Source organism: Effusibacillus lacus, assembly GCF_002335525.1.
In the GTDB taxonomy this organism is placed as follows: Bacteria; Bacillota; Bacilli; order Tumebacillales; family Effusibacillaceae; genus Effusibacillus; species Effusibacillus lacus.
This window is the reverse complement of sequence record NZ_BDUF01000019.1, coordinates 1-21237: the sequence shown is the minus strand read 5'-3', so window position 1 is coordinate 21237 and position 21237 is coordinate 1. Positions and strand designations below refer to the sequence as shown.

Annotated in this window: 38 protein-coding genes; all 38 read left to right on the top strand. The window is 50.2% G+C overall.

From position 1 onward, the window contains the following. Positions 1-7: 7 nt before the first annotated feature. Complete coding sequence (gene tuf / locus EFBL_RS04865; protein WP_096181019.1) at positions 8-1198, top strand: elongation factor Tu; 1191 nt, start codon at positions 8-10, stop codon at positions 1196-1198. Positions 1199-1460: 262 nt separating this feature from the next. Continuing rightward, a complete protein-coding gene (rpsJ, locus tag EFBL_RS04860) occupies positions 1461-1769 on the top strand; it encodes a 30S ribosomal protein S10 (protein WP_096181018.1) in 309 nt (102 codons plus the stop codon). 101 nt (positions 1770-1870) lie between these two features. Continuing rightward, the gene (gene rplC / locus EFBL_RS04855; protein ID WP_096181017.1) at positions 1871-2494 is read left to right on the top strand and encodes a 50S ribosomal protein L3; all 624 of its coding nucleotides are present in this window, start codon (positions 1871-1873) and stop codon (positions 2492-2494) included. 27 nt (positions 2495-2521) lie between these two features. Continuing rightward, positions 2522-3145, top strand: coding sequence for a 50S ribosomal protein L4 (gene rplD, locus EFBL_RS04850; protein WP_096181016.1), 624 nt, complete (start codon positions 2522-2524; stop codon positions 3143-3145). Further along, entirely contained in the window at positions 3145-3432 is a 288-nt protein-coding gene (rplW, locus tag EFBL_RS04845; RefSeq protein ID WP_096181015.1) for a 50S ribosomal protein L23, read from the top strand. The genes rplD and rplW overlap by 1 nt, the downstream gene beginning before the upstream one ends. Positions 3433-3474: 42 nt before the next feature. After that, on the top strand, positions 3475-4305 hold the full coding sequence (rplB, locus tag EFBL_RS04840) for a 50S ribosomal protein L2 (protein WP_096181014.1): 831 nt from the start codon (positions 3475-3477) through the stop codon (positions 4303-4305). A gap of 24 nt (positions 4306-4329) precedes the next feature. Then, positions 4330-4608: a 30S ribosomal protein S19 gene (gene rpsS / locus EFBL_RS04835; protein WP_096181013.1), complete on the top strand. Its 279-nt coding sequence runs from the start codon at positions 4330-4332 to the stop codon at positions 4606-4608. 30 nt (positions 4609-4638) lie between these two features. Then, on the top strand, positions 4639-4971 hold the full coding sequence (rplV, locus tag EFBL_RS04830) for a 50S ribosomal protein L22 (protein ID WP_096181012.1): 333 nt from the start codon (positions 4639-4641) through the stop codon (positions 4969-4971). A 13-nt stretch (positions 4972-4984) separates the two neighbouring features. Continuing rightward, on the top strand, positions 4985-5656 hold the full coding sequence (gene rpsC, locus EFBL_RS04825) for a 30S ribosomal protein S3 (RefSeq protein WP_096181011.1): 672 nt from the start codon (positions 4985-4987) through the stop codon (positions 5654-5656). Between the two features lie 3 nt (positions 5657-5659). Beyond that, positions 5660-6094 carry a 50S ribosomal protein L16 gene (gene rplP, locus EFBL_RS04820; protein ID WP_096181010.1) on the top strand — a complete coding sequence of 145 codons (435 nt, stop codon included), beginning with the start codon at positions 5660-5662 and terminating at the stop codon, positions 6092-6094. Then, on the top strand, positions 6084-6281 hold the full coding sequence (gene rpmC, locus EFBL_RS04815) for a 50S ribosomal protein L29 (RefSeq protein WP_096181009.1): 198 nt from the start codon (positions 6084-6086) through the stop codon (positions 6279-6281). The genes rplP and rpmC overlap by 11 nt, the downstream gene beginning before the upstream one ends. A gap of 23 nt (positions 6282-6304) precedes the next feature. After that, positions 6305-6571, top strand: coding sequence for a 30S ribosomal protein S17 (gene rpsQ / locus EFBL_RS04810; RefSeq protein WP_096181008.1), 267 nt, complete (start codon positions 6305-6307; stop codon positions 6569-6571). An 18-nt stretch (positions 6572-6589) separates the two neighbouring features. Beyond that, positions 6590-6958 carry a 50S ribosomal protein L14 gene (gene rplN, locus EFBL_RS04805; RefSeq protein ID WP_096181007.1) on the top strand — a complete coding sequence of 123 codons (369 nt, stop codon included), beginning with the start codon at positions 6590-6592 and terminating at the stop codon, positions 6956-6958. Between the two features lie 55 nt (positions 6959-7013). Next, the gene (gene rplX / locus EFBL_RS04800; RefSeq protein ID WP_096181049.1) at positions 7014-7328 is read left to right on the top strand and encodes a 50S ribosomal protein L24; all 315 of its coding nucleotides are present in this window, start codon (positions 7014-7016) and stop codon (positions 7326-7328) included. A 26-nt stretch (positions 7329-7354) separates the two neighbouring features. After that, positions 7355-7897 carry a 50S ribosomal protein L5 gene (gene rplE, locus EFBL_RS04795; protein ID WP_096181006.1) on the top strand — a complete coding sequence of 181 codons (543 nt, stop codon included), beginning with the start codon at positions 7355-7357 and terminating at the stop codon, positions 7895-7897. Positions 7898-7951: 54 nt separating this feature from the next. Next, the gene (locus tag EFBL_RS04790; protein ID WP_096181005.1) at positions 7952-8137 is read left to right on the top strand and encodes a type Z 30S ribosomal protein S14; all 186 of its coding nucleotides are present in this window, start codon (positions 7952-7954) and stop codon (positions 8135-8137) included. Positions 8138-8167: 30 nt separating this feature from the next. After that, positions 8168-8566: a 30S ribosomal protein S8 gene (rpsH, locus tag EFBL_RS04785; RefSeq protein WP_096181004.1), complete on the top strand. Its 399-nt coding sequence runs from the start codon at positions 8168-8170 to the stop codon at positions 8564-8566. A 26-nt stretch (positions 8567-8592) separates the two neighbouring features. After that, the gene (rplF, locus tag EFBL_RS04780; RefSeq protein WP_096181003.1) at positions 8593-9132 is read left to right on the top strand and encodes a 50S ribosomal protein L6; all 540 of its coding nucleotides are present in this window, start codon (positions 8593-8595) and stop codon (positions 9130-9132) included. 32 nt (positions 9133-9164) lie between these two features. Then, the gene (gene rplR, locus EFBL_RS04775) at positions 9165-9533 is read left to right on the top strand and encodes a 50S ribosomal protein L18 (RefSeq protein WP_096181002.1); all 369 of its coding nucleotides are present in this window, start codon (positions 9165-9167) and stop codon (positions 9531-9533) included. 19 nt (positions 9534-9552) lie between these two features. Then, a complete protein-coding gene (rpsE, locus tag EFBL_RS04770) occupies positions 9553-10050 on the top strand; it encodes a 30S ribosomal protein S5 (RefSeq protein WP_096181001.1) in 498 nt (165 codons plus the stop codon). Positions 10051-10063: 13 nt separating this feature from the next. Further along, the gene (gene rpmD, locus EFBL_RS04765; protein ID WP_096181000.1) at positions 10064-10252 is read left to right on the top strand and encodes a 50S ribosomal protein L30; all 189 of its coding nucleotides are present in this window, start codon (positions 10064-10066) and stop codon (positions 10250-10252) included. A 30-nt stretch (positions 10253-10282) separates the two neighbouring features. Then, the gene (gene rplO / locus EFBL_RS04760; RefSeq protein WP_096180999.1) at positions 10283-10726 is read left to right on the top strand and encodes a 50S ribosomal protein L15; all 444 of its coding nucleotides are present in this window, start codon (positions 10283-10285) and stop codon (positions 10724-10726) included. A gap of 1 nt (position 10727) precedes the next feature. Further along, positions 10728-12008 carry a preprotein translocase subunit SecY gene (gene secY / locus EFBL_RS04755; RefSeq protein WP_096180998.1) on the top strand — a complete coding sequence of 427 codons (1281 nt, stop codon included), beginning with the start codon at positions 10728-10730 and terminating at the stop codon, positions 12006-12008. A 34-nt stretch (positions 12009-12042) separates the two neighbouring features. Continuing rightward, positions 12043-12693 (top strand): adenylate kinase, encoded by a 651-nt coding sequence (locus EFBL_RS04750; RefSeq protein WP_096180997.1) that lies wholly within the window; start codon positions 12043-12045, stop codon positions 12691-12693. Then, positions 12690-13436: a type I methionyl aminopeptidase gene (map, locus tag EFBL_RS04745; protein WP_096180996.1), complete on the top strand. Its 747-nt coding sequence runs from the start codon at positions 12690-12692 to the stop codon at positions 13434-13436. Before EFBL_RS04750 ends, map begins: the two co-directional genes overlap by 4 nt. An 11-nt stretch (positions 13437-13447) precedes the next feature. Further along, the gene (locus EFBL_RS04740) at positions 13448-13780 is read left to right on the top strand and encodes a KOW domain-containing RNA-binding protein (RefSeq protein WP_096180995.1); all 333 of its coding nucleotides are present in this window, start codon (positions 13448-13450) and stop codon (positions 13778-13780) included. Then, positions 13767-13985 (top strand): translation initiation factor IF-1, encoded by a 219-nt coding sequence (gene infA / locus EFBL_RS04735; RefSeq protein WP_096180994.1) that lies wholly within the window; start codon positions 13767-13769, stop codon positions 13983-13985. Before EFBL_RS04740 ends, infA begins: the two co-directional genes overlap by 14 nt. Positions 13986-14013: 28 nt before the next feature. Then, entirely contained in the window at positions 14014-14127 is a 114-nt protein-coding gene (rpmJ, locus tag EFBL_RS04730) for a 50S ribosomal protein L36 (RefSeq protein ID WP_018131305.1), read from the top strand. Positions 14128-14279: 152 nt separating this feature from the next. After that, positions 14280-14648: a 30S ribosomal protein S13 gene (gene rpsM / locus EFBL_RS04725; RefSeq protein WP_096180993.1), complete on the top strand. Its 369-nt coding sequence runs from the start codon at positions 14280-14282 to the stop codon at positions 14646-14648. Positions 14649-14666: 18 nt separating this feature from the next. Then, positions 14667-15080, top strand: coding sequence for a 30S ribosomal protein S11 (rpsK, locus tag EFBL_RS04720; RefSeq protein WP_096180992.1), 414 nt, complete (start codon positions 14667-14669; stop codon positions 15078-15080). A gap of 80 nt (positions 15081-15160) precedes the next feature. Continuing rightward, positions 15161-15787, top strand: coding sequence for a 30S ribosomal protein S4 (gene rpsD / locus EFBL_RS04715; protein WP_096180991.1), 627 nt, complete (start codon positions 15161-15163; stop codon positions 15785-15787). Positions 15788-15871: 84 nt separating this feature from the next. Then, a complete protein-coding gene (locus tag EFBL_RS04710; protein WP_096180990.1) occupies positions 15872-16816 on the top strand; it encodes a DNA-directed RNA polymerase subunit alpha in 945 nt (314 codons plus the stop codon). Between the two features lie 80 nt (positions 16817-16896). After that, positions 16897-17262, top strand: a complete 366-nt coding sequence (rplQ, locus tag EFBL_RS04705; protein WP_096180989.1) for a 50S ribosomal protein L17 — start codon at positions 16897-16899, stop codon at positions 17260-17262. A gap of 84 nt (positions 17263-17346) precedes the next feature. Then, positions 17347-18090, top strand: coding sequence for a tRNA pseudouridine(38-40) synthase TruA (truA, locus tag EFBL_RS04700; protein WP_096180988.1), 744 nt, complete (start codon positions 17347-17349; stop codon positions 18088-18090). Between the two features lie 119 nt (positions 18091-18209). Continuing rightward, positions 18210-18647, top strand: coding sequence for a 50S ribosomal protein L13 (gene rplM / locus EFBL_RS04695; protein ID WP_096180987.1), 438 nt, complete (start codon positions 18210-18212; stop codon positions 18645-18647). Between the two features lie 19 nt (positions 18648-18666). Continuing rightward, positions 18667-19059 (top strand): 30S ribosomal protein S9, encoded by a 393-nt coding sequence (gene rpsI, locus EFBL_RS04690; RefSeq protein WP_096180986.1) that lies wholly within the window; start codon positions 18667-18669, stop codon positions 19057-19059. Positions 19060-19211: 152 nt separating this feature from the next. Further along, positions 19212-19934, top strand: a complete 723-nt coding sequence (gene cwlD, locus EFBL_RS04685; protein ID WP_096180985.1) for an N-acetylmuramoyl-L-alanine amidase CwlD — start codon at positions 19212-19214, stop codon at positions 19932-19934. Between the two features lie 63 nt (positions 19935-19997). After that, on the top strand, positions 19998-21095 hold the full coding sequence (locus EFBL_RS04680) for an Mrp/NBP35 family ATP-binding protein (RefSeq protein ID WP_096180984.1): 1098 nt from the start codon (positions 19998-20000) through the stop codon (positions 21093-21095). Positions 21096-21237 lie beyond the last annotated feature (142 nt).

Here is a 21237-nt window from a genome sequence, read left to right as displayed (position 1 = left end):
GAACAAAATGGCAAAAGCTAAATTTGAACGTACCAAGCCGCACGTTAACATCGGTACCATCGGTCACGTCGACCATGGAAAAACCACTTTGACTGCTGCGATTACCACAGTGTTGGCTAGCCGCGGTCAAGCACAAGCTATGGCATACGATGCAATCGACAAAGCTCCGGAAGAGCGTGAGCGCGGTATCACCATCAACACCGCTCACGTTGAATACGAGACTGCTAAACGTCACTATGCACACGTTGACTGCCCGGGCCATGCTGACTACGTGAAGAACATGATCACCGGTGCCGCTCAGATGGACGGAGCTATCCTTGTGGTATCCGCTGCTGACGGCCCGATGCCTCAGACCCGTGAGCACATCCTGCTCTCTGGCCAAGTAGGCGTTCGTCACATCGTTGTATTCATGAACAAGTGCGACATGGTAGACGACGAAGAACTTCTCGACCTCGTTGAGATGGAAATCCGTGACCTTCTCTCTGAATACGAATTCCCTGGCGATGAGATTCCTGTAATTCGCGGTTCCGCTAGGGAAGCTCTCGAAAACCCGAATGGCGAATGGGCTAAGAAAATCGACGAGTTGATGGAGGCTGTTGACTCTTACATTCCGGAACCCGCTCGTGAAACTGACAAGCCGTTCCTGATGCCTGTGGAAGACGTGTTCACCATCACCGGTCGTGGTACCGTTGCTACCGGACGGGTTGAGCGTGGAACACTCAAAGTGGGCGATGAAGTAGAAATCGTAGGTCTGGCTGAAGAAACCAAGAAAACCGTTGCAACCGGTATCGAGATGTTCCGCAAGCTTCTCGATTCTGCGCAAGCGGGTGACAACATTGGCGCTCTGCTCCGTGGTGTTGACCGCAAAGAAATCGAGCGCGGTCAAGTTCTGGTTAAGCCAGGTTCCATCAAGCCCCACACTCAATTCAAGGCACAAGTTTACGTTCTGACCAAAGAAGAAGGTGGACGTCATACCCCGTTCTTCAATGGCTACCGTCCGCAGTTCTATGTTCGTACCACCGACGTTACCGGTGTTTGCACACTGCCTGCTGGTACCGAGATGGTTATGCCTGGCGACAACATCACCATGGACGTTGAATTGATCGCTCCGATCGCTCTTGAAGAGGGTACCCGCTTCGCTATTCGTGAAGGCGGCCGTACTGTTGGCGCTGGCACTGTTGTTTCCATCACGAAGTAAGAACTTTAACAAAATCAACGAAACCGGGTCCTGTGGCCCGGTTTCATATTTCAGATCCCTGTTTTTATTGGTTTATGTGATTTTTTCAAAAAAAACGTTGTGTTTATCTAATTTTTTATGTATAATTTCGTATTGTTGGTCTTAGGCTGCGATGATGCGAAAGGTTGCTGATGCACCGTCATAAATGCCATATGCGGGGCCGATCAGGTTAATTTTCGCAGAGTATGTCCAGGATAATTGGACGATAAAGGAGGGAATTCATATGGCAAAGCAAAAAATCCGCATTCGCTTGAAAGCGTTCGATCACAAGGTGCTTGACGCATCTGCCGAAAGAATCGTTGACACCGCCAAGCGTTCCGGAGCATCCGTGTCGGGACCGATTCCGCTTCCGACCGAGAAACAGGTGATTACCATCCTGCGTGCGCCTCACAAGTACAAAGATGCCCGTGAACAATTCGAAATGCGGACTCACAAGCGTTTGATTGACATTGTCAATCCGACGCCGCAAACGGTGGATGCGCTCATGCGACTGGATCTTCCGTCTGGCGTGGACATCGAAATCAAATTGTAAAAGAGGGCGGGATACACCCGGCCGAGTTGACTTGTTTGCTAGACGAATCCTCTGTCCCTTAGCCTTTGGGGAGAATGATTCGAATATTGGGAGGTGTAACAATGAAAGGCATTTTGGGACGCAAGTTGGGCATGACCCAAGTCTTCAATGAAGATGGCACTGTAGTGCCCGTTACAGTTATCGAAGCTGGTCCTTGTGTAGTTCTTCAGAAGAAAGAATTGCAAAACGACGGGTATGAAGCCGTGCAACTCGGCTTTGCTGATAAAAAACGCGCTAACAAGCCGGAAACAGGACACGCTCAAAAAGCTGGAACCACACCAAAGCGTTACGTTCGTGAACTTCGCGGCGTAGATCTGGCTCAGTATGAAGTGGGCCAAGTACTGAAGGCTGACGTGTTCGAAGCTGGTGAAGTGGTAGATGTTGTGGGAGTGTCGAAGGGTAAAGGTTTTGCCGGTGCGATCAAGCGCCACAACCAGTCTCGCGGTCCGATGGCTCACGGTTCCCGTTACCATCGTGGACCTGGTTCTCTTGGTTCCATTAATCCGAACCGGGTGTTCAAGGGTCAAACTCTTCCGGGACGTATGGGCGGAGAACGTGTAACCGTTCAAAACCTCGAGGTTGTGAAGGTGGATACTGACCGCAACCTGCTCTTGATCAAGGGTTCCGTACCTGGACCGAAGAACTCTTTCGTAACCATTAAGACGGCTGTTAAGTCGGGTAAATAAGATTCGGTAGGAAAGGAGGAAATATACATGCCGAAAGTTCCGGTTTTGAATATGGAAGGCAAGCAAGTGGGAGAGATTGATCTGGCGGATTCCATTTTCGGAATTGAACCGAACAAGCACGTGCTGCATGAAGCGGTTGTTATGCAGCTGGCCAGCTTGCGTCGTGGTACCCACGATGTGAAGAATCGTTCCGAAGTAAGAGGCGGCGGTCGGAAGCCCTGGCGTCAGAAAGGAACCGGTCGTGCCCGCCAAGGGTCGATCCGTGCTCCTCAATGGGTTGGCGGTGGAACCGTTTTTGGTCCGACTCCTCGCTCCTATGCATACAAACTGCCTAAGAAAGTTCGTCGTTTGGCTCTTAAGTCCGCGCTTTCCACAAAAGTTCTGGGCAATTCGATTATAGTTCTGGATTCACTGAACTTTGATGCTCCGAAGACCAAAGAAATGGTCCGCGTTCTTGCGAATGTAAAAGCTGCCAAGAAAGCGCTGGTTGTAGGTTTGGAAACCAACACCAATGCAGAACTCTCTGCTCGCAATATCCCGGGAGTTAAGTTCGTAACAGCAACAGGCATTAATGTGTATGACCTGCTCAACCATGAATCTTTGGTGATTACCAAAGACGCGGTTGCAAAAGTGGAGGAGGTGTTCGCGTAATGAAAAATCCACGTGATATTATCAAGCGCCCCGTCATTACCGAGCGCTCCACAGAGTTGATGGAAGAAAACAAGTTTACGTTTGAAGTAGATTTAAAAGCTAACAAAACAGAAATCAAGCAAGCGATCGAAGATATCTTTGGCGTTAAAGTGGCTAAGGTTAATACGCTGCGTGTCCCTGCCAAGCGAAAGCGGGTAGGACGTTACACCGGAATGACTTCCGAGTGGAAGAAAGCAATCGTAACCCTGGCTCCGGATTCGAAGCCGTTCTCCTTCCTGGAAGGATAACTTGTTCGGAACGTAACATTGAAAGCAAAGGAGGGTATTGTTGTGGGAATCAAGAAGTATAAACCCACGTCTCCCGGACGTCGTGGCATGTCCACCCTGACGTTCGAAGAGATTACAACCAATCAACCCGAGAAGTCTCTCCTGGAACCGCTCAAGAAGAATGCCGGTCGTAACAACCAAGGAAAAATTACGACCCGTCATAAAGGAGGCGGCCATAAGCGGCTTTATCGGATCATTGATTTTAAGCGCAACAAAGACGGAATCCCGGGTCGTGTAGCTACGATCGAGTACGATCCGAATCGTTCCGCCAATATCGCGTTGATTCACTATGCTGATGGCGAAAAGCGTTACATCCTCGCTCCTCTGGGGCTGAAGGTCGGTGACGTAATCTATTCCGGCAGCGATGCGGATATTAAAGTGGGAAACACACTTCCTCTCGTGAACATTCCGGTCGGTACAGTAATTCACAACATTGAACTAAAACCTGGAAAAGGCGGTCAATTGGCTCGTGCCGCCGGAGCTGAAGCGCAGTTGCTGGCCAAGGAAGGCGAATACTGCCATATTCGTTTGGCATCCGGTGAGGTTCGTTTGATTCGTGCGGAGTGCCGTGCGACCATTGGTCAAGTCGGAAACCTCGACCATGAAAATGTCAATATTGGTAAGGCTGGTCGTTCCCGTTGGCTTGGCAAGCGCCCGACCGTTCGCGGTGTGGTAATGAACCCGAACGATCACCCGCACGGTGGTGGAGAGGGGAAAGCTCCGATCGGACGGAAGTCTCCGGTTTCTCCGTGGGGTAAGCCGACCTTGGGCAAGAAAACTCGCAAGAAGAACAAGCCGTCCAACAAATATATTGTTCGTCCGCGTAAAAAGTAAGCTCGTCTGAAGGGAGGTACCTAAATGGGTCGTTCGCTCAAAAAAGGGCCATTTGTCGATGATCATCTCATGAAAAAAGTCGAAGCGATGAACGCTGCCGGCGATAAGAAAGTGATCAAGACGTGGTCTCGTCGTTCCACGATTTTCCCGGAGTTTGTGGGTCATACATTTGCTGTATATGATGGCCGCAAGCACGTTCCGGTTTATGTGACGGAAGATATGGTGGGCCACAAGCTTGGTGAGTTTGCGCCTACCCGTACTTACAAAGGTCACGCTGGTGACGAAAAAGCGTCTCGCCGGTAATTGATTTCCGGATAGAGAGGAGGTCTCATGATGGAAGCCAAAGCAATTGCTCGTAACATTCGTATTGCGCCGCGTAAGGTTCGGCTGGTTGTTGACCTGATTCGCGGCAAGAAGATCGGTGAGGCAATCGCGATCTTGAAGCATACTCCGAAAGCAGCATCTCCTGTTGTGGAGAAACTCCTGAAGTCGGCAGTTGCCAATGCGGAGAATAACCACAATATGGATGTCGATAACCTCGTAATCAGCCAAATTTTTGTGGATCAGGGTCCGACTCTGAAGCGTTTCCGTCCCCGTGCACAAGGACGCGCTACCCGGATTCACAAGCGTACCAGCCACATTACCGTGGTAGTAAGCGAAAAGTAAGGAGGGATAAGGAATGGGACAGAAGGTCAACCCTGTGGGTCTTCGAATCGGGATTATTCGCGATTGGGAATCCAAATGGTTCGCTAACAAAAAGGACTATACGGAACTCCTGCACGAAGACATCAAAATTCGTGACACCATCTTAAATCGTCTGAAAGACGCTTCTGTTGCGTCGGTTGAGATAGAACGGGCTGCTAACCGTGTGAACGTCAACATTCACACCGCGAAACCGGGAATGGTTATCGGTAAGGGCGGTGCGGAAGTGGATGCACTCCGTAACCAGCTCAGCAAAATGACCGGCAAACGTGTTCACATCAACATTACGGAAATCAAAACGCCTGAACTGAATGCACAGCTTGTTGCGGACAGCATTGCTCAGCAGCTGGAGCGCCGCGTGGCATTCCGCCGTGCAATGAAACAGGCCATTCAGCGCACCATGCGCGCCGGTGCGAAAGGAATCAAAGTTCAGGTTTCCGGACGTCTGGCTGGTGCCGAAATCGCTCGTACAGAAGGTTACTCGGAAGGTACTGTACCGCTTCACACTTTGCGTGCGGACATTGATTACGCAACGGCAGAAGCTCACACCACCTACGGTCGGATCGGTGTGAAAGTATGGATCTATCGTGGACAGGTGCTTCCGACAAAAGGCGGCCGCAAAGCTGCTGTGGAAGAAGGGGGTAAATAAGCCATGTTGATGCCAAAGCGCACGAAACACCGCAAAACGCATCGTCCTGACCTTACAGGTAAGTCGAAGGCGGGCAACGAGGTTACCTTTGGCGAATACGGTCTGCAAGCCCTCGAACCGGCGTGGATCACAAACCGTCAGATTGAAGCTGCCCGTATTGCGATGACTCGTTACATTCGCCGTGGCGGTAAAGTATGGATCAAAATTTTCCCGTCCACTCCGATCACTGCAAAGCCTGCTGAAACCCGGATGGGTGCCGGTAAAGGTTCTCCCGAGAAATGGGTAGCGGTCGTGAAGCCTGGACGTATCATGTTTGAACTTGCAGGTGTCAGCGAAGAAATTGCTCGTGAAGCCATGCGCCTTGCAATGCACAAACTGCCTGTAAAGTGCAAATTTGTAAAACGTGAAGAAGTGGGTGGTGAGGCAGATGAAAGCTAAAGATCTTCGAGATTTGTCCACCGCGGAAATTGAGCACAAAGTAAACGCTTTGAAGGAAGAGCTTTTCAATCTGCGTTTCCAGTTGGCTACCGGTCAATTGGAGAATCCGATGCGGATTCGCGAGGTTCGCAAAGATATTGCCCGCGCAAAAACCATCCTCAGAGAACGTGAACTCGGGATTGGATAACCGCATACGGAAGGAGGATTAAGATGAGCGTAGAGCGTAATTACCGCAAAGTCCGTGTTGGTAAAGTCGTTTCCGATAAGATGGACAAAACCATCGTGGTGGCTGTAGAATCGCACGAAAAACATCCGTTGTACGGAAAAAAAATTACGGTCACCAAGAAGTACAAAGCTCATGACGAAAACAACACCGCCAAGATCGGTGACATCGTAAAAATCATGGAAACCCGCCCCTTGTCCAAAGACAAGCGCTGGCGTCTGGTTGAAGTGGTTGAAAAGGCAGTCATACTGTAATCGGAAGGAGGTACTTCCATGATTCAACCGCAAAGTCGACTCGTTGTGGCTGACAACTCCGGTGCGAAAGAAATCATGTGTTTCCGGGTGCTGGGCGGTTCTAACCGTCGCTCTGCCAACATCGGCGATATCATCATCGCTTCTGTGAAGAGCGCAACACCCGGGGGCGTTGTCAAGAAGGGTGACGTAGTAAAGGCTGTCATCGTCCGCTCCAAGCGTGGTGTTCGCCGTGACGATGGTTCCTATATCCGTTTCGACGAAAACGCAGCCGTCATCATCAAGGAAGACAAGAGTCCGCGCGGTACCCGTATCTTCGGACCGGTTGCCCGTGAACTCCGTGAAAAAGATTTTATGAAAATCATCTCCCTGGCTCCGGAAGTTCTGTAAGAGCCAAGAGATTGGAATCACATCCGAGGAGGTGTGTTGGATGTCCAAAGCAAAGCTGCATGTTCGCAAAGGCGATCAAGTATTGGTAATCGCCGGTAAAGATAAAGGCAAAAAAGGCAAGATCCTTGAAGCATATCCTGCTGAAGGCCGGGTTCTGGTGGAAGGCGTGAATATCATCAAGCGTCATACCCGTCCAAATCAAGCGAATCCGCAAGGCGGCATCGTAGAGCGGGAAGCTCCGATCCACGCTTCGAACGTGATGATTCTGGATCCGAAGTCCGGTGAACCGACTCGAATCGGCAAGAAGATTTTGAAAGACGGAACAAAGGTACGGTATGCGAAAAAATCTGGTGAAGTTCTTGACAAGTAACCAGGTCGAGAAAGGAGGTCCCAACCTTGGCACGTTTGGCAGAACAGTTTACTAAAAATGTCATTCCTGCACTGATGCAGAAGTTCAATTACAGCAACGTGATGCAAGTTCCCAAAGTGGAAAAGATCGTAGTGAACGTAGGTCTCGGCGAAGCGATCCAAAACGCAAAAGCTTTGGATGCTACCGTTGAAGATATCCAGCAAATCACCGGTCAAAAACCGGTTATCACCCGTGCGAAGAAATCCATCGCCGGCTTCAAACTGCGTGAGGGCATGCCGATCGGCGTGAAAGTGACTCTCCGCGGTGAGCGTATGTATCACTTCATGGATAAGCTCTTTAACGTGGCTCTGCCGCGCGTTCGCGACTTCCGCGGAGTTTCTCCGAAAGCGTTCGATGGACGTGGCAATTACACGCTTGGCTTGAAAGAACAGTTGATCTTCCCGGAGATCGATTATGACAAGATCGACAAGGTCCGCGGTATGGACGTCGTATTTGTTACCACCGCAAAAACTGACGAAGAAGCACGTGAACTTCTCGCTCAGCTCGGAATGCCGTTCAGTCAGTCGTAATGTGCGAACAAACAACCAACAGATCCGCTTTAAGAACATGGGAGGTTAAAATCAATGGCTAAAAAGTCCATGATCGCCAAGTCCCAGCGGAAGCCTAAGTTCAGCACGCGCGCATACACGCGTTGTCGTATCTGCGGACGCCCGCATTCCGTTTTGCGGAAATTCGGCATGTGCCGGATTTGCTTCCGTGAACTGGCATACAAGGGACAATTGCCTGGCGTAAAGAAGGCCAGCTGGTAATATAGGAGCATAGGAAGGAGGTAGTCAGTTATGGTGATGACTGATCCGATTGCAGACATGCTTACTCGTATTCGCAACGCGAATATGGTAGGTCACGAGAAAGTCGAAATTCCTGGATCGAATCTCAAGCGTCAAATCGCTGAAATTCTGAAGCGTGAAGGATTTATCCGCGACGCTGAGTTTATTCCCGATAACAAGCAGGGGGTTATCCGCCTGTTCCTCAAGTACGGTCCAAATAACGAACGTGTTATTACCGGCCTGAAGCGTATTTCGAAGCCAGGTCTTCGTGTCTACGTTCAGCGTGAACAGATTCCCAGAGTGCTCGGAGGATTGGGAATCGCGATTATTTCCACATCGAAAGGTCTTATGACCGATAAAGAAGCCCGCCGCGCACACGTGGGCGGCGAAGTGGTTTGCTACGTTTGGTAATCTCGACGAGATCGGAGGTGGAATGAATGTCTCGTATTGGAAAGAAACCGATCGCTATTCCAAGCGGCGTTGAAGTGAAATACGATAATGGGACCCTGACGGTCAAAGGCCCGAAAGGCACCCTGACTCGTGACCTGCATAAAGAAATGATCGTTAAGATTGAAGACAACCAGATTACGGTTGAACGACCGTCCGAAGAAAAGCTTCACCGCAGTCTGCACGGAACCACCCGTACCGTGATCAACAACATGGTCGAAGGGGTTACCAAAGGGTTTGAAAAGAAGCTGGAACTCGTGGGCGTTGGATATCGTGCTGCCAAAGCTGGCAACAAGATAACTTTGTCCCTGGGATTCTCCCATCCGGTTGAGGTTGTTCCGGAACAGGGCATTGAAATCGACGTGGAAGGCACCAACAAGTTGATCATCAAAGGGATCAACAAGGAACAAGTTGGAGCAGTTGCTGCGAAAATTCGTTCTCTGCGTGAACCGGAACCTTACAAGGGCAAAGGGATCAAGTATGAAAACGAAGTCATTCGTCGTAAAGTCGGTAAAACCGGTAAGAAATAATCGACTCGCAGCCTGAAGGGAGTGAAAATCGCATGATCAGCAAACCTGACAAGAACATTGCGCGCAAGCGACGTCATGCACGGGTTCGCAAGAAAGTATTCGGTACCGCTGAACGTCCGCGTTTGAATGTGTTTCGTTCCAACCAGCACATTTACGCGCAATTGATCGATGATACAAAGGGCGTAACGTTGGTTTCCGCATCGACTGTTGACAAGGAATTGAAAGGGCAGTTCGAAAACGGCGGAAACATCAATGCAGCTCAAAAAGTGGGCGAACTGGTTGCAAAACGCGCCCTCGAAAAAGGGTACAAATCGGTCGTGTTTGACCGCGGCGGATATCTTTATCATGGACGGATTCAGGCATTGGCGGACGCTGCTCGCGAAGCAGGTCTGGAATTCTAAACGCGAAGGAGGGAACTACATGCGTATTGATCCGAATCAACTCGAACTTTCGGAAAAAGTGGTTGCCATCAACCGTGTTGCGAAAGTCGTAAAAGGCGGTCGCCGGTTCAGTTTCTCGGCGCTCGTTATTGTTGGCGATGGAAACGGTCACGTAGGCGCAGGTCTCGGAAAAGCGGCTGAAGTGCCGGATGCCATCCGCAAGGGAATTGAAGATGCTAAGAAAAACCTGATATCCGTTCCGATCGTCGGAACCACCGTTCCTCACGAAGTGATCGGCCATTTCGGAGCAGGCAGAGTGCTGATCAAACCGGCTTCCGAAGGTACCGGAGTGATCGCGGGCGGTCCGGCACGTGCTGTGTTGGAATTGGCAGGCGTGAAAGATATCGTGACCAAATCTCTTGGTTCTTCCAATGCCATGAATATGGTGAATGCAACTTTGGATGGACTGAAGCGTCTGAAGCGTCCGGAGGAAGTTGCAAAACTTCGCGGCAAGTCTGTAGAAGAACTCTTGGGTTAAGGAGGGGAATATCGTGTCTAAAAAATTGGAGATTACCCTCAAGCGCAGCGTGATCGGACGTCCGGAAGACCAGCGTCTGACTGTAAAGACTCTCGGACTGCGCAAGCTGCACCAAACCGTAGTTCAACCTGACAATGCTGCTATCCGAGGTATGGTGAACAAGGTCAGCCACCTCGTTGAAGTGAAAGAGATCTCGGAATAACGAGAAACGAAAGCTCAAGGAGGTGTACGTATGAAACTGCATGAACTCAGCCCGGCAGCGGGATCCAAGAAGACCCGCAAACGCGTGGGACGTGGTATCGGTTCCGGTCTTGGCAAAACTGCCGGTCGCGGCCACAAAGGTCAGTGGGCACGTTCCGGCGGCGGAGTGCGTCCGGGATTTGAAGGCGGTCAAACTCCTTTGTACCGTCGTCTCCCGAAGCGCGGCTTTACCAATGCTCCTTTCAAGAAGGAGCTGGTGGAAGTCAACGTTTCCAAGCTCAATCAATTTGAGGCAGGAACTGTTGTTACTCCGGAAAAGCTGATCGAAGCCAAAGTGATCAAGAACGTGAAAGATGGCGTAAAAATTTTGGGGCAGGGAGACATCACGGTTGCTCTTACCGTTCAAGCTCAAGGATTCTCCGCTTCGGCAAAAGAGAAGATTGAAGCTGCTGGCGGTAAAGCCGAGGTGATCTAACATGTTCTCGACGCTGAGAAATATATTCAAAGTTTCCGATTTGCGCCGGCGTGTACTGTTCACGCTGGCCATGTTGGCAGTTTTTCGCATCGGGTCCTACATTCCGGTTCCGAACGTGAATGCGAAAATGTTTGATCCTACGCAAAACGCATTTTTGGGGATTTTGAACACCTTTTCCGGCGGTGCTTTGCAAAATTTCTCGATTTTTGCGATGTCGATCACGCCCTATATTACCGCCTCCATTATTGTTCAGCTGCTTTCGATGGACGTGATTCCAAAGTTTGCGGAATGGAATAAGGAAGGCGAACACGGGCGCCGTAAACTGGCGCAGATCACCCGGTATCTGACGGTGGTTCTGGGATTGATTCAAGCAATCGGTTTTTCACTGTCCTTTGACCGGATGATCCCAGGGTTGATTATCGACAAGAGCGTTTCCACTTTTGCCTTGATTGCCATCACGCTCACTGCAGGAACGGCATTTCTCATGTGGCTGGGTGAGCAAATCACTGAAAAGGGGATCGGGAACGGAATCTCACTGATTATATTTGCGGGGATTATTGCCCAAGTGGCACCTGGTATCAACAGCATCTATAACACCTGGTTCTATCCTCATCCGGAAAGGCTGTTCCTGAATCTTGTGTTCGTAGCGCTGCTGCTGCTTGGGATCGTCATAGTTATCATTGGCGTCATCTATGTGCAGCAAGGTGTTCGCCGCATTCCCGTTCAATACGCAAAGCGTGTTGTCGGAAACAAGTCTTATGGCGGCCAAACCACTCACATTCCGTTAAAGGTGAACGCAGCGGGTGTGATCCCGGTGATTTTCGCCACCTCGCTGCTCATTTTCCCGACAACGGTGGCCAGCTGGTTTCCGCAGAATGCTGTAGGGCAGTGGTTTATGACCTACTTTGCTCCAACACATTGGTTTTATGTAACACTGGAAGTATTGCTGATCATCGGATTTACCTATTTCTATACGGCGGTTCAAATCAATCCGGAGCAGTTGGCTGACAATATGCGCAAGAATGCCGGATATATTCCTGGTGTCCGACCCGGGAAGCCCACTGAACAGTTCATTACTCGCGTGATGAATCGTATAACATTAGCGGGTGCTTTGTTTCTGGCGGCCGTATCCGTTCTCCCTATTCTATTCACCAACGTAACGGCCTTAAATCTGTATTTTGGCGGCACGTCGCTGTTGATCGTTGTGAGTGTGGCTCTTGAAACGATGAAGCAGCTGGAGAGTCAGTTGCTCCAACGTCACTATAAAGGGTTTATCAGATAGAAAGACCAAGGTTGAATAAGGGAGGCGGGAAAATATGCAAGTCATTTTCATGGGCTTGCCAGGTGCAGGCAAAGGAACTCAGGCCGAAAGAATCGTTGAACAGTTTGGCATACCGCATATCTCTACTGGAGATATATTCAGGGCAGCCATGTCGCAAGGCACTCCGTTGGGGCTAAAAGCAAAGGAATATGTTGACAAGGGACAATTGGTTCCCGATGATGTTACAATCGGCATTGTTCGTGAACGGTTGAGTCAACCGGATACGGAAAAAGGCTTTTTGTTGGACGGGTTCCCGCGAACCGTACCTCAAGCTGAAGCTTTGGACCAGGCATTGGTTGAGATGGGACGCAAAATCGATGTTGTAATTCATCTCAAGGTGGACCGGGAGTTGCTGCTGGATCGCTTGACAGGGCGTCGGATCTGCAAGTCGTGTGGTTCTACGTACCATGTTATTTTCAATCCGCCCCAAGTGGAAGGGAAATGCGACAAGTGCGGCGGTGAACTCTACCAGCGTGCAGACGACTCTGTCGAAACGGTTGCAACCCGGCTGGATGTGAACATCAAACAGCAGGAACCGCTGCTTCATTACTATGAAGGCAAAGGCCTGCTTCGCACCGTAGATGGTGAAGCTGAAATCGATGATGTGTTCGAACAGATATCAAACATCCTTCGAGGTGTGGAATGATTGTCTGCAAGTCAAAAACCGAACTGGATTTGATGCGAGAGGCCGGACGTATTGTGGCACTCACTCATCAGGAACTGGCCAAAGCCATTCGACCTGGTATCACCACGCAGGAACTTGACCGGATAGCGGAGGAATTTATTCGCAGTCACGGTGCTGTCCCGTCGTTTAAAGGATATCACGGGTATCCGGCTTCCATTTGTGCCTCAGTAAATGAGGAGTTGGTTCACGGAATTCCAGGTCCCAGAACCCTCAAAGACGGTGATATCATCTCAATCGATATTGGCGCTTACATCCATGGCTTTCATGGAGACTCCGCCTGGACATATCCGGTAGGCACCATATCGGATGAAGCCGCAAAGCTGCTTCAAGTGACAGAGGAGTCCCTTTTCAAGGGAATTGAGCAGGCCATTGAAGGAAACCGGCTCTCTGATATCGGTCATGCGGTGCAAAAACATGTGGAAGCGGCTGGATTTTCCGTTGTCCGCGATTATGTGGGCCACGGAATTGGCAGTCAGATGCATGAAGATCCGCAGATACCGAACTACGGACCTCCAAACAAAGGTCCGCGGTTAAAAGTCGGGATGACGCTTGCGATTGAGCCGATGGTCAATGTGGGGACTTACCATTGCAAAACACTGCCTGACAATTGGACGGTCGTAACGGCTGACCAGTCACTGGCTGCACATTTTGAACACACGGTCGCGATAACGGAAAACGGTCCCGAAATTCTAACCCGTTTGTAAGGTGGATACGGATGACTGTTCAAGTGCCTGAACCGATCCTCGGTCAAATCGTGGAAGTGATCAAAGGGAGAGAAACCGGTCAATATGCCATCATCGTCGGTCTGCTGAACGAAAGGTTCGTTCTGCTGGCTGACGGCGACAAGCGCAAATTTGATCAGCCCAAAAGAAAGAATTTGCAGCATATCCGATTTACAGGCGAGATGGCAATGGAAGTTTTTGAGAGTATTCAGGAGACAGGTCGTGTAACCAATTCCAAATTGCGATTCTGCCTCAATCGCTTTGAAAGCCAGCAGAATCCGGATCATGCCTCGGTTAAGGGGGAGTGCACAAATGGCGAAAGATGATGTGATTGAAGTCGAAGGTACTGTTATAGAACCTTTGCCAAATGCGATGTTTCGGGTTGAATTGGAAAATGGCCATAAAATTCTGGCTCATGTCTCGGGTAAGATTCGCATGAATTACATCCGGATCCTGCCGGGAGACAGGGTAACGGTTGAATTGTCGCCATACGATTTGACACGTGGCCGCATCACATACCGGTTTAAGTAAGGACTTGCATAAAGGAGGGATCACCGCGATGAAAGTACGGCCGTCTGTTAAGCCCATCTGCGAAAAATGCAAGATCATTCGTCGCAAAGGGGCGGTCATGGTCATCTGCGAAAATCCGAAACACAAACAGAAGCAAGGCTAAGACAATTCGTTGAAAGCCAGCCGGGAGCGGAATAGAGCGGCTGTCCCCTGATCGGTGTGGGGGATTCTATTCATCTCCATGCTGTTTGAAATACATGTATCACTTGGTATATAATTTAACTTTGAGATTGCTTTGGGAGGTGTAACAGCTACATGGCACGTATTGCAGGTGTTGACTTGCCGCGTGATAAGCGAGTGGAAATCGCTTTAACCTATATTTTCGGTATTGGTCGTGCAACGTCCAATCAAGTTCTGGCTGAGACCGGCATCAATCCGGATACTCGCGTCCGGGACCTCACGGAAGAGGAAGTAAGCAAACTGCGTGAAGTGATCGATAAGACCCTCAAGGTAGAAGGGGATCTCCGTCGTGAAATTGCATTGAATATCAAGCGTTTGATCGAAATCGGCTCCTATCGTGGCGTTCGCCACCGGAAAGGTCTTCCGGTTCGCGGTCAGCGTACCAAAACTAACGCCCGTACCCGTAAGGGTCCGCGCCGGACTGTTGCCGGCAAGAAAAAGTAAAAGGGGGGTAATTCGAGCATGGCAAAAGCTGCTGCAAAAGGCCGCGGTAAAGCTGCGACCCGCACCAAGCGCCGCGATCGCAAGAATGTTGAATCCGGCATTGCACACATTCGTTCCACGTTTAACAATACCATCGTGACCATTACCGACCCCGCCGGCAATGCAATTTCATGGGCAAGTGCAGGCGGACTCGGCTTTAAAGGGTCTCGTAAATCCACTCCGTTCGCAGCTCAAATGGCAGCTGAATCTGCGGCACAAGCTGCAATGGAACATGGAATGAAATCGGTTGAAGTTTACGTAAAAGGACCTGGCGCTGGCCGTGAAGCGGCAATTCGTTCCCTGCAGGCCGCTGGTCTGGAAGTGGCGATGATTCGCGACGTAACTCCGATTCCTCACAACGGATGCCGTCCTCCGAAGCGTCGTCGTGTGTAACGTAACTTCTTAGTATATGACAATTCAGTCATACTATACGTGATTTTGTATAATCTTAACAGGAGGTGTCAACACTAGACATGGCAAGATACACTGGAGCCGTCTGCCGTTTGTGCCGACGTGAAGGAGTAAAACTGTATCTCAAAGGTGAGCGCTGCTACAGCGATAAATGTGCCATCGACCGCCGTCCATATGCTCCTGGCCAGCATGGACAAGGTCGCAAGAAAATATCCGAATACGGACTCCAGCTTCGTGAGAAGCAAAAAGCACGCCGTGTTTACGGTGTCCTTGAAAAACAATTCCGCAGTTACTACGAGGAAGCTGCTCGTCGGAAAGGCATTACCGGCGAAACATTGCTTCAGATTCTCGAAAGCCGTCTGGACAACGTGGTGTACCGTCTTGGCTTTGCCGCTTCCCGTCCGGAAGCTCGCCAACTGGTTCGTCACGGCCACTTTACCGTTAACGGCAAGCGTGTGGACATCCCGTCCTACCTGACCAAAACGGGTGACGTTATTGCTTTTAGCGAGAAGAGCCAAGAGTCTCCGCGTGTTAAAGAACTCCTTGAAGCTGCTGAAGGCAAAACTGTTCTTGGCTGGCTCGAGCGCGATCTGAATGCAAAGTCCGGTCGTGTTGTTCGTTTTCCGGCTCGTGAAGAAATCGACATTCCGGTTACGGAACAGATGATTGTCGAATTGTATTCACGTTAATGGGTTCATCATTGATTTTCCATTTTTGATTGGCCGAGCTCGTGGTACCAGCTTTGCATCAGTTGTCGAGAAGGAGGTTACTGCATGATCGAGATTGAAAAGCCGAAAATTGAGGCGGTTGAAATCAGCGCCGACGGAACATATGGGAAGTTTGTGGTAGAGCCGTTAGAACGCGGGTACGGTACAACTTTGGGCAACTCCTTGCGCCGAATTTTGTTGTCCTCTTTGCCTGGTGCTGCGGCCACTTCGGTCAAGATAGAGGGAGTACTCCATGAATTCTCGACGGTTCCGGGAGTGGTTGAAGATACAACCGAAATCATCCTCAATTTAAAGCGGCTTTCGTTAAAAATACATTCCGACGAGGATAAAACGTTGGTAATCGAGGCAGAAGGGCCCGGAACCATTACCGCTGCCGACATTCAGGCGGATTCGGACGTCGAAGTTCTGAACCAGGATCTGCATATTGCCACGTTGGCTGACGGAGCGAAGTTCTATATGGAGATCAAGGCAAGCCGGGGACGCGGATATGTTCCTGCCGACCGCAACAAGCGTGAGGACATGGAAATTGGCGTAATTCCCATCGATTCCATCTTCACTCCGATCTCTCGTGTAAACTACAGTGTGGAAAATACCCGTGTCGGACAAGTAACCAACTACGACAAACTGACCCTTGAGCTGTGGACCGACGGGAGTATTCGTCCGGATGAAGCGGTTAGCTTGGCCGCTAAAATTCTGAATGAACACCTGATGTTGTTCGTAGGTTTGACCGATAAAGTAAAAGATACGGAGATTATGGTAGAGAAGGAAGACGACAAGAAAGAAAAAGTTCTCGAGATGACCATCGAAGAATTGGATCTTTCCGTCCGATCCTACAACTGCCTTAAGCGGGCGGGTATTAACACCGTTCAGGAGTTGTGCAACAAGACCGAGGAAGAAATGATGAAAGTACGGAACCTCGGCCGCAAGTCCCTTGAGGAAGTGCAAGAAAAGCTTGCAGAACTTGGTCTGTCTCTCCGGCAAGAAGACTAAAGAGGAAGCCCCGTTAAGAGCGGTCGCGTCCGTGCGACCAACACGGGATAAAACATCCTGTTTTAAAGGAGGGAAATGAAGTGGCGTATCGCAAGTTGAATCGGCGTACGGGAGCACGGAAAGCCCTTTTCCGCGACCTCGTTACCGATCTCTTTATCTATGAGCGCATTGAAACTACGGAAGCAAAAGCGAAAGAAATCCGTTCGATTGCAGAAAAAATGATCACCCTTGCAAAGCGGGGCGACCTGCATGCTCGCCGTCAGGTGGCATCGTTTGTTCGTCCGGAAACGGCTGACGCAACCACAGGCCAGGATGCGGTCCAAAAACTGTTCTCTGACATTGCTCCCCGTTTTGCGGAGCGTCAGGGTGGATATACCCGCATTCTGAAAATGGGACCCCGTCGTGGAGACGGTGCCCCGATGGCAATCCTGGAACTTGTAAAGTGATTTTGAAAAGGGAATGACCTGTGTCATCCCTTTTTTTATGAAATTTTATGAGAAGTGGGATATTTGATAAGGGCGGGAGTGGCTGTGCGGAACATCAAGTTGACAATCGCATATGATGGGACAGATTTTCACGGGTTCCAGGCGCAACCGCAGTTGCGTACGGTCCAGGGGACTCTGGAGGATGCTCTGGAAAGGCTTACTGGGGCAAGGATTCAAGTGAATGGCTCCGGAAGAACTGACGCCGGTGTCCATGCTTGGGGACAAATTGTGAACTTTCATACGGACTCGCGAATTCCCCTTGAAAAATGGCCCATAGCGATGAATGTCAATTTGCCGAATGACGTAATTGTACGCCAGGCGGAAGAAGTCCCGCCTGCGTTTCATGCCCGTTTTGACGCAACCGGCAAAGTCTACCGCTATCAGATGGATCTTGGAACCTATCCGGACGTTTTTGCCAGGCGATATGCATGGCATGTTCCCTATCGTTTGAATCTGAGCAGAATGCAGAAAGCAGCAGAGCATTTGGTAGGGTCCCATGATTTCACCAGTTTCTGCAATGCAGCCACACCGGTGGATGACAAAGTCAGAGAGATTCATGGGATTTCCTTTGAAACAAGAGCTCATCTTCTGCAAATCACAGTAACCGGATCCGGCTTTTTGTGGAATATGGTCCGGATTATGGCAGGCACTCTGGCAGACGTCGGGAGAGGTCGGATTGAACCGGAGGAAATACCTGAGATACTGGCAGCAAAGGATCGTACGAAAGCGGGGGTTACTGCTCCTGCACATGGGCTCACTTTGTTCGAAGTCATCTATCCAAAAGTTTAAAAAATAAATGAATCGCAGCTTGACTCGGCCCTTTTGAACCGATAAAATAGTAGTGTTGTTTAAACCCGCTATTCCCACTAGCCCCGGTTTAAACTGTGATTGAGTTAGGAGGAAATATCATGCGTACTACTTACATGGCGAAACCTAACGCTGTGGAACGTAAATGGTACATCATCGATGCAGAAGGCAAAACGGTTGGTCGTCTGGCAACTGAAATTGCCTCCATTCTGCGCGGTAAACATAAGCCTGAGTTCACTCCACATGTGGACACCGGCGATTTCGTAATCGTAATCAATGCTGAGAAAGTAGTATTCACCGGCAAGAAGCTGCATTCGAAGATTTACCGCCGTCACTCCTTGTATCCGGGCGGTTTGAAGGAAATATCTGCTGCTGACATGCTGAAGAACAAGCCTGAGCGAGTTCTGTTCTCGGCTGTAAAAGGCATGCTTCCGAAGAACAGTCTGGGTGCCAAGATGCTCACAAAACTCCGCGTATATGCAGGGACTGAGCATCCGCACAGCGCACAACAACCGATTCCCTGGGAATCAGCGAACTAATTAAGAGGAGGTTGGCCCTGTGGCTCAAGTACAATATTGGGGTACCGGTCGTCGCAAGCACTCCGTTGCTCGCGTACGTCTCGTGCCGGGTGATGGCAAAATTCTCGTAAATCGTCGCAACCTGGATGACTATTTTGGTCTTGAAACTTTGAAGATGATTGTGAAGCAGCCGTTGGTTCTTACTGAAATGGTTGGCAAATATGATGTGCTTTGCAACGTGCATGGCGGTGGCATTTCTGGCCAAGCAGGCGCAATCCGTCACGGAATTGCACGCGCGTTGCTGAAAGTCGACGCTGAGATGCGTCCGGCTTTGAAGAAAGCTGGATTCCTGACCCGCGATCCGCGGATGAAAGAACGGAAAAAGTACGGACTCAAAGCCGCACGCCGGGCGCCGCAGTTTTCCAAGCGTTAATTCTACGGAGCGCATGATTTGGGACACCCTTGGGTGTCCTTTTTGCATTTCTGTGATCTGCGTCATCTTGGATTTAAGGAATGGACGGGAATGGTTTGCCCCAAATCTGTCATATATATGTGAGAGGATAGAGGCAGACAAGGGGGGCCTGTATGATTCTCAAAAACGAATGGCGTACCATATCCATAGTCGCCGGAACGTTGGCCATCATTATGTTCATTGTGAATGTGGTTACGGCTGACATTCCCATCACCAAGTTATGGCCCTGGAGCGCACCCCTTTCAGGTTACACCATCGTGATTGATCCCGGTCATGGCGGTCCGGACGGGGGGGCGGTTGCCGCAGACGGGACGATTGAAAAAACGATAACTTTAACGGTGTCTCAGTACCTGCGGGATTACCTCCAACAAGCGGGCGCTTACGTGATCATGACGCGAGACGACGACAGGGATCTTGCCAGTCCGGAGACAAAAGGCTACAGCAAACGGAAATGGGAGGACCTGAAAGAACGCTTGAGCATCATTCGTGAAAATAACGCAAGCATGTTCTGTTCCATTCATCTGAATTCCAATCCCGGCGGTGGTAAAGGAGCACAGGTATTTTACGACACGGAACTGGAAGCCAGCAAATTGTTGGCTCAAGCGATCCAGTCCCAATTCCAAAAGCAATTGAACAGCAAACGGGCGATTGAGCCGCAGGAAGATCTGTATTTGTTGCGCAATTCACATGTGCCGGCTGTTCTTGCCGAAGTCGGGTTTTTGTCAAATACGGCGGAACTCGCTTTGTTGAAACAAAAATCGTATCAAAAGAAAATCGCTTATTCCATGTATCAGGGGATACTGGAATATGTAACGAGTTCGCAAACAGGAAAATAAACCGTTTGTGCCGTCAGTCACAAAGGGGTAAAATGAGAATTACGAGATAGTGGAGGTGATCTGATGATTACGGAACAAGCGATTATGGATGCATTGCGGAAAGTGGAAGACCCAGAGGTTCATCGAAGCATTGTCGAATTGGGAATGGTCAAGCGGGTAGAAATCCAGGGTGACCATGTGGCAGTTGAAGTCCTGCTGACCGTGGCCGGATGCCCGCTTCGAAATAAAATCGATCAGGATGTGAGGGCTGCTCTGGCATCTGTGCCTGGAGTCCGTTCCTACGATGTGTTCCTGGGCACAATGTCGGATGAAGAACGCAAGCAGTTTGCCGCCAAAGTACGGGCGGGTCAAGCGGACCCCCTGCAGATTGCAGGGCAACCGGAGGTACCGCCCCTGCTAAGGGATGATGCCAAAACAGTTTTTATTGCTGTAGCATCGGGCAAGGGCGGTGTGGGAAAATCAACCGCAACAGCCAACCTGGCTGTGGCTTTTTCCCGATTGGGGTACAAAGTAGGCGTTATCGATGCGGACATTTATGGATTCAGCTTGCCAAACATCTTCCAACTGGGAGATCGCAGACCCGCATTGGTGGAAAATATGCTGATGCCAGTCCAACAGGACGGTGTCAAAATTATATCCATGGGCTTCTTTGTTCATGACAACACGCCTGTCGTATGGCGCGGTCCGATGCTTGGCAAGATGCTTCGAAACTTCTTCTCGGAAGTCTATTGGGGCGACCTGGATGTGATGCTGCTTGATCTGCCGCCAGGAACAGGAGATGTGGCACTGGACGTTCACACCCTGCTGCCAAAAAGTAAAGAGGTAATCGTAACAACACCGCAATCGAACGCGACGGAAGTGGCGGCCCGGGCAGGTACCATGGCGATCCGGACAAATCACGAAATCCTTGGCGTTATCGAGAACATGTCCTATTTTGAAGCAAACGGCGAGAGGCACTATATTTTCGGCAAAGGCGGCGGCGAAAGACTTGCCCGCGAGCTCAATACCGATTTGCTGGGGCAGATCCCGCTTGGGGTTGCGACCGCATCCGGCAGCGGCATCTTCCCAAATGGATCCGAACAAGCACAAATCTTTGAATCGATTGCCAAAAACGTGGCCAAGAAAGCCGGTCTACCAGCTCCTGCTGCAGCCGGTCACTAAAGAAAAAACTAAGGACAAACCCCCTCATTGTTGAGGGGGTTTGCGCTCTATGTGCGCCCGGCATGGGCGTTGTCTATAGGGTGCAAGTCCCGAGTGGTGAAGGCAACAGTAGCCATTAGCTTACGACAAGGGTGTCCACCGC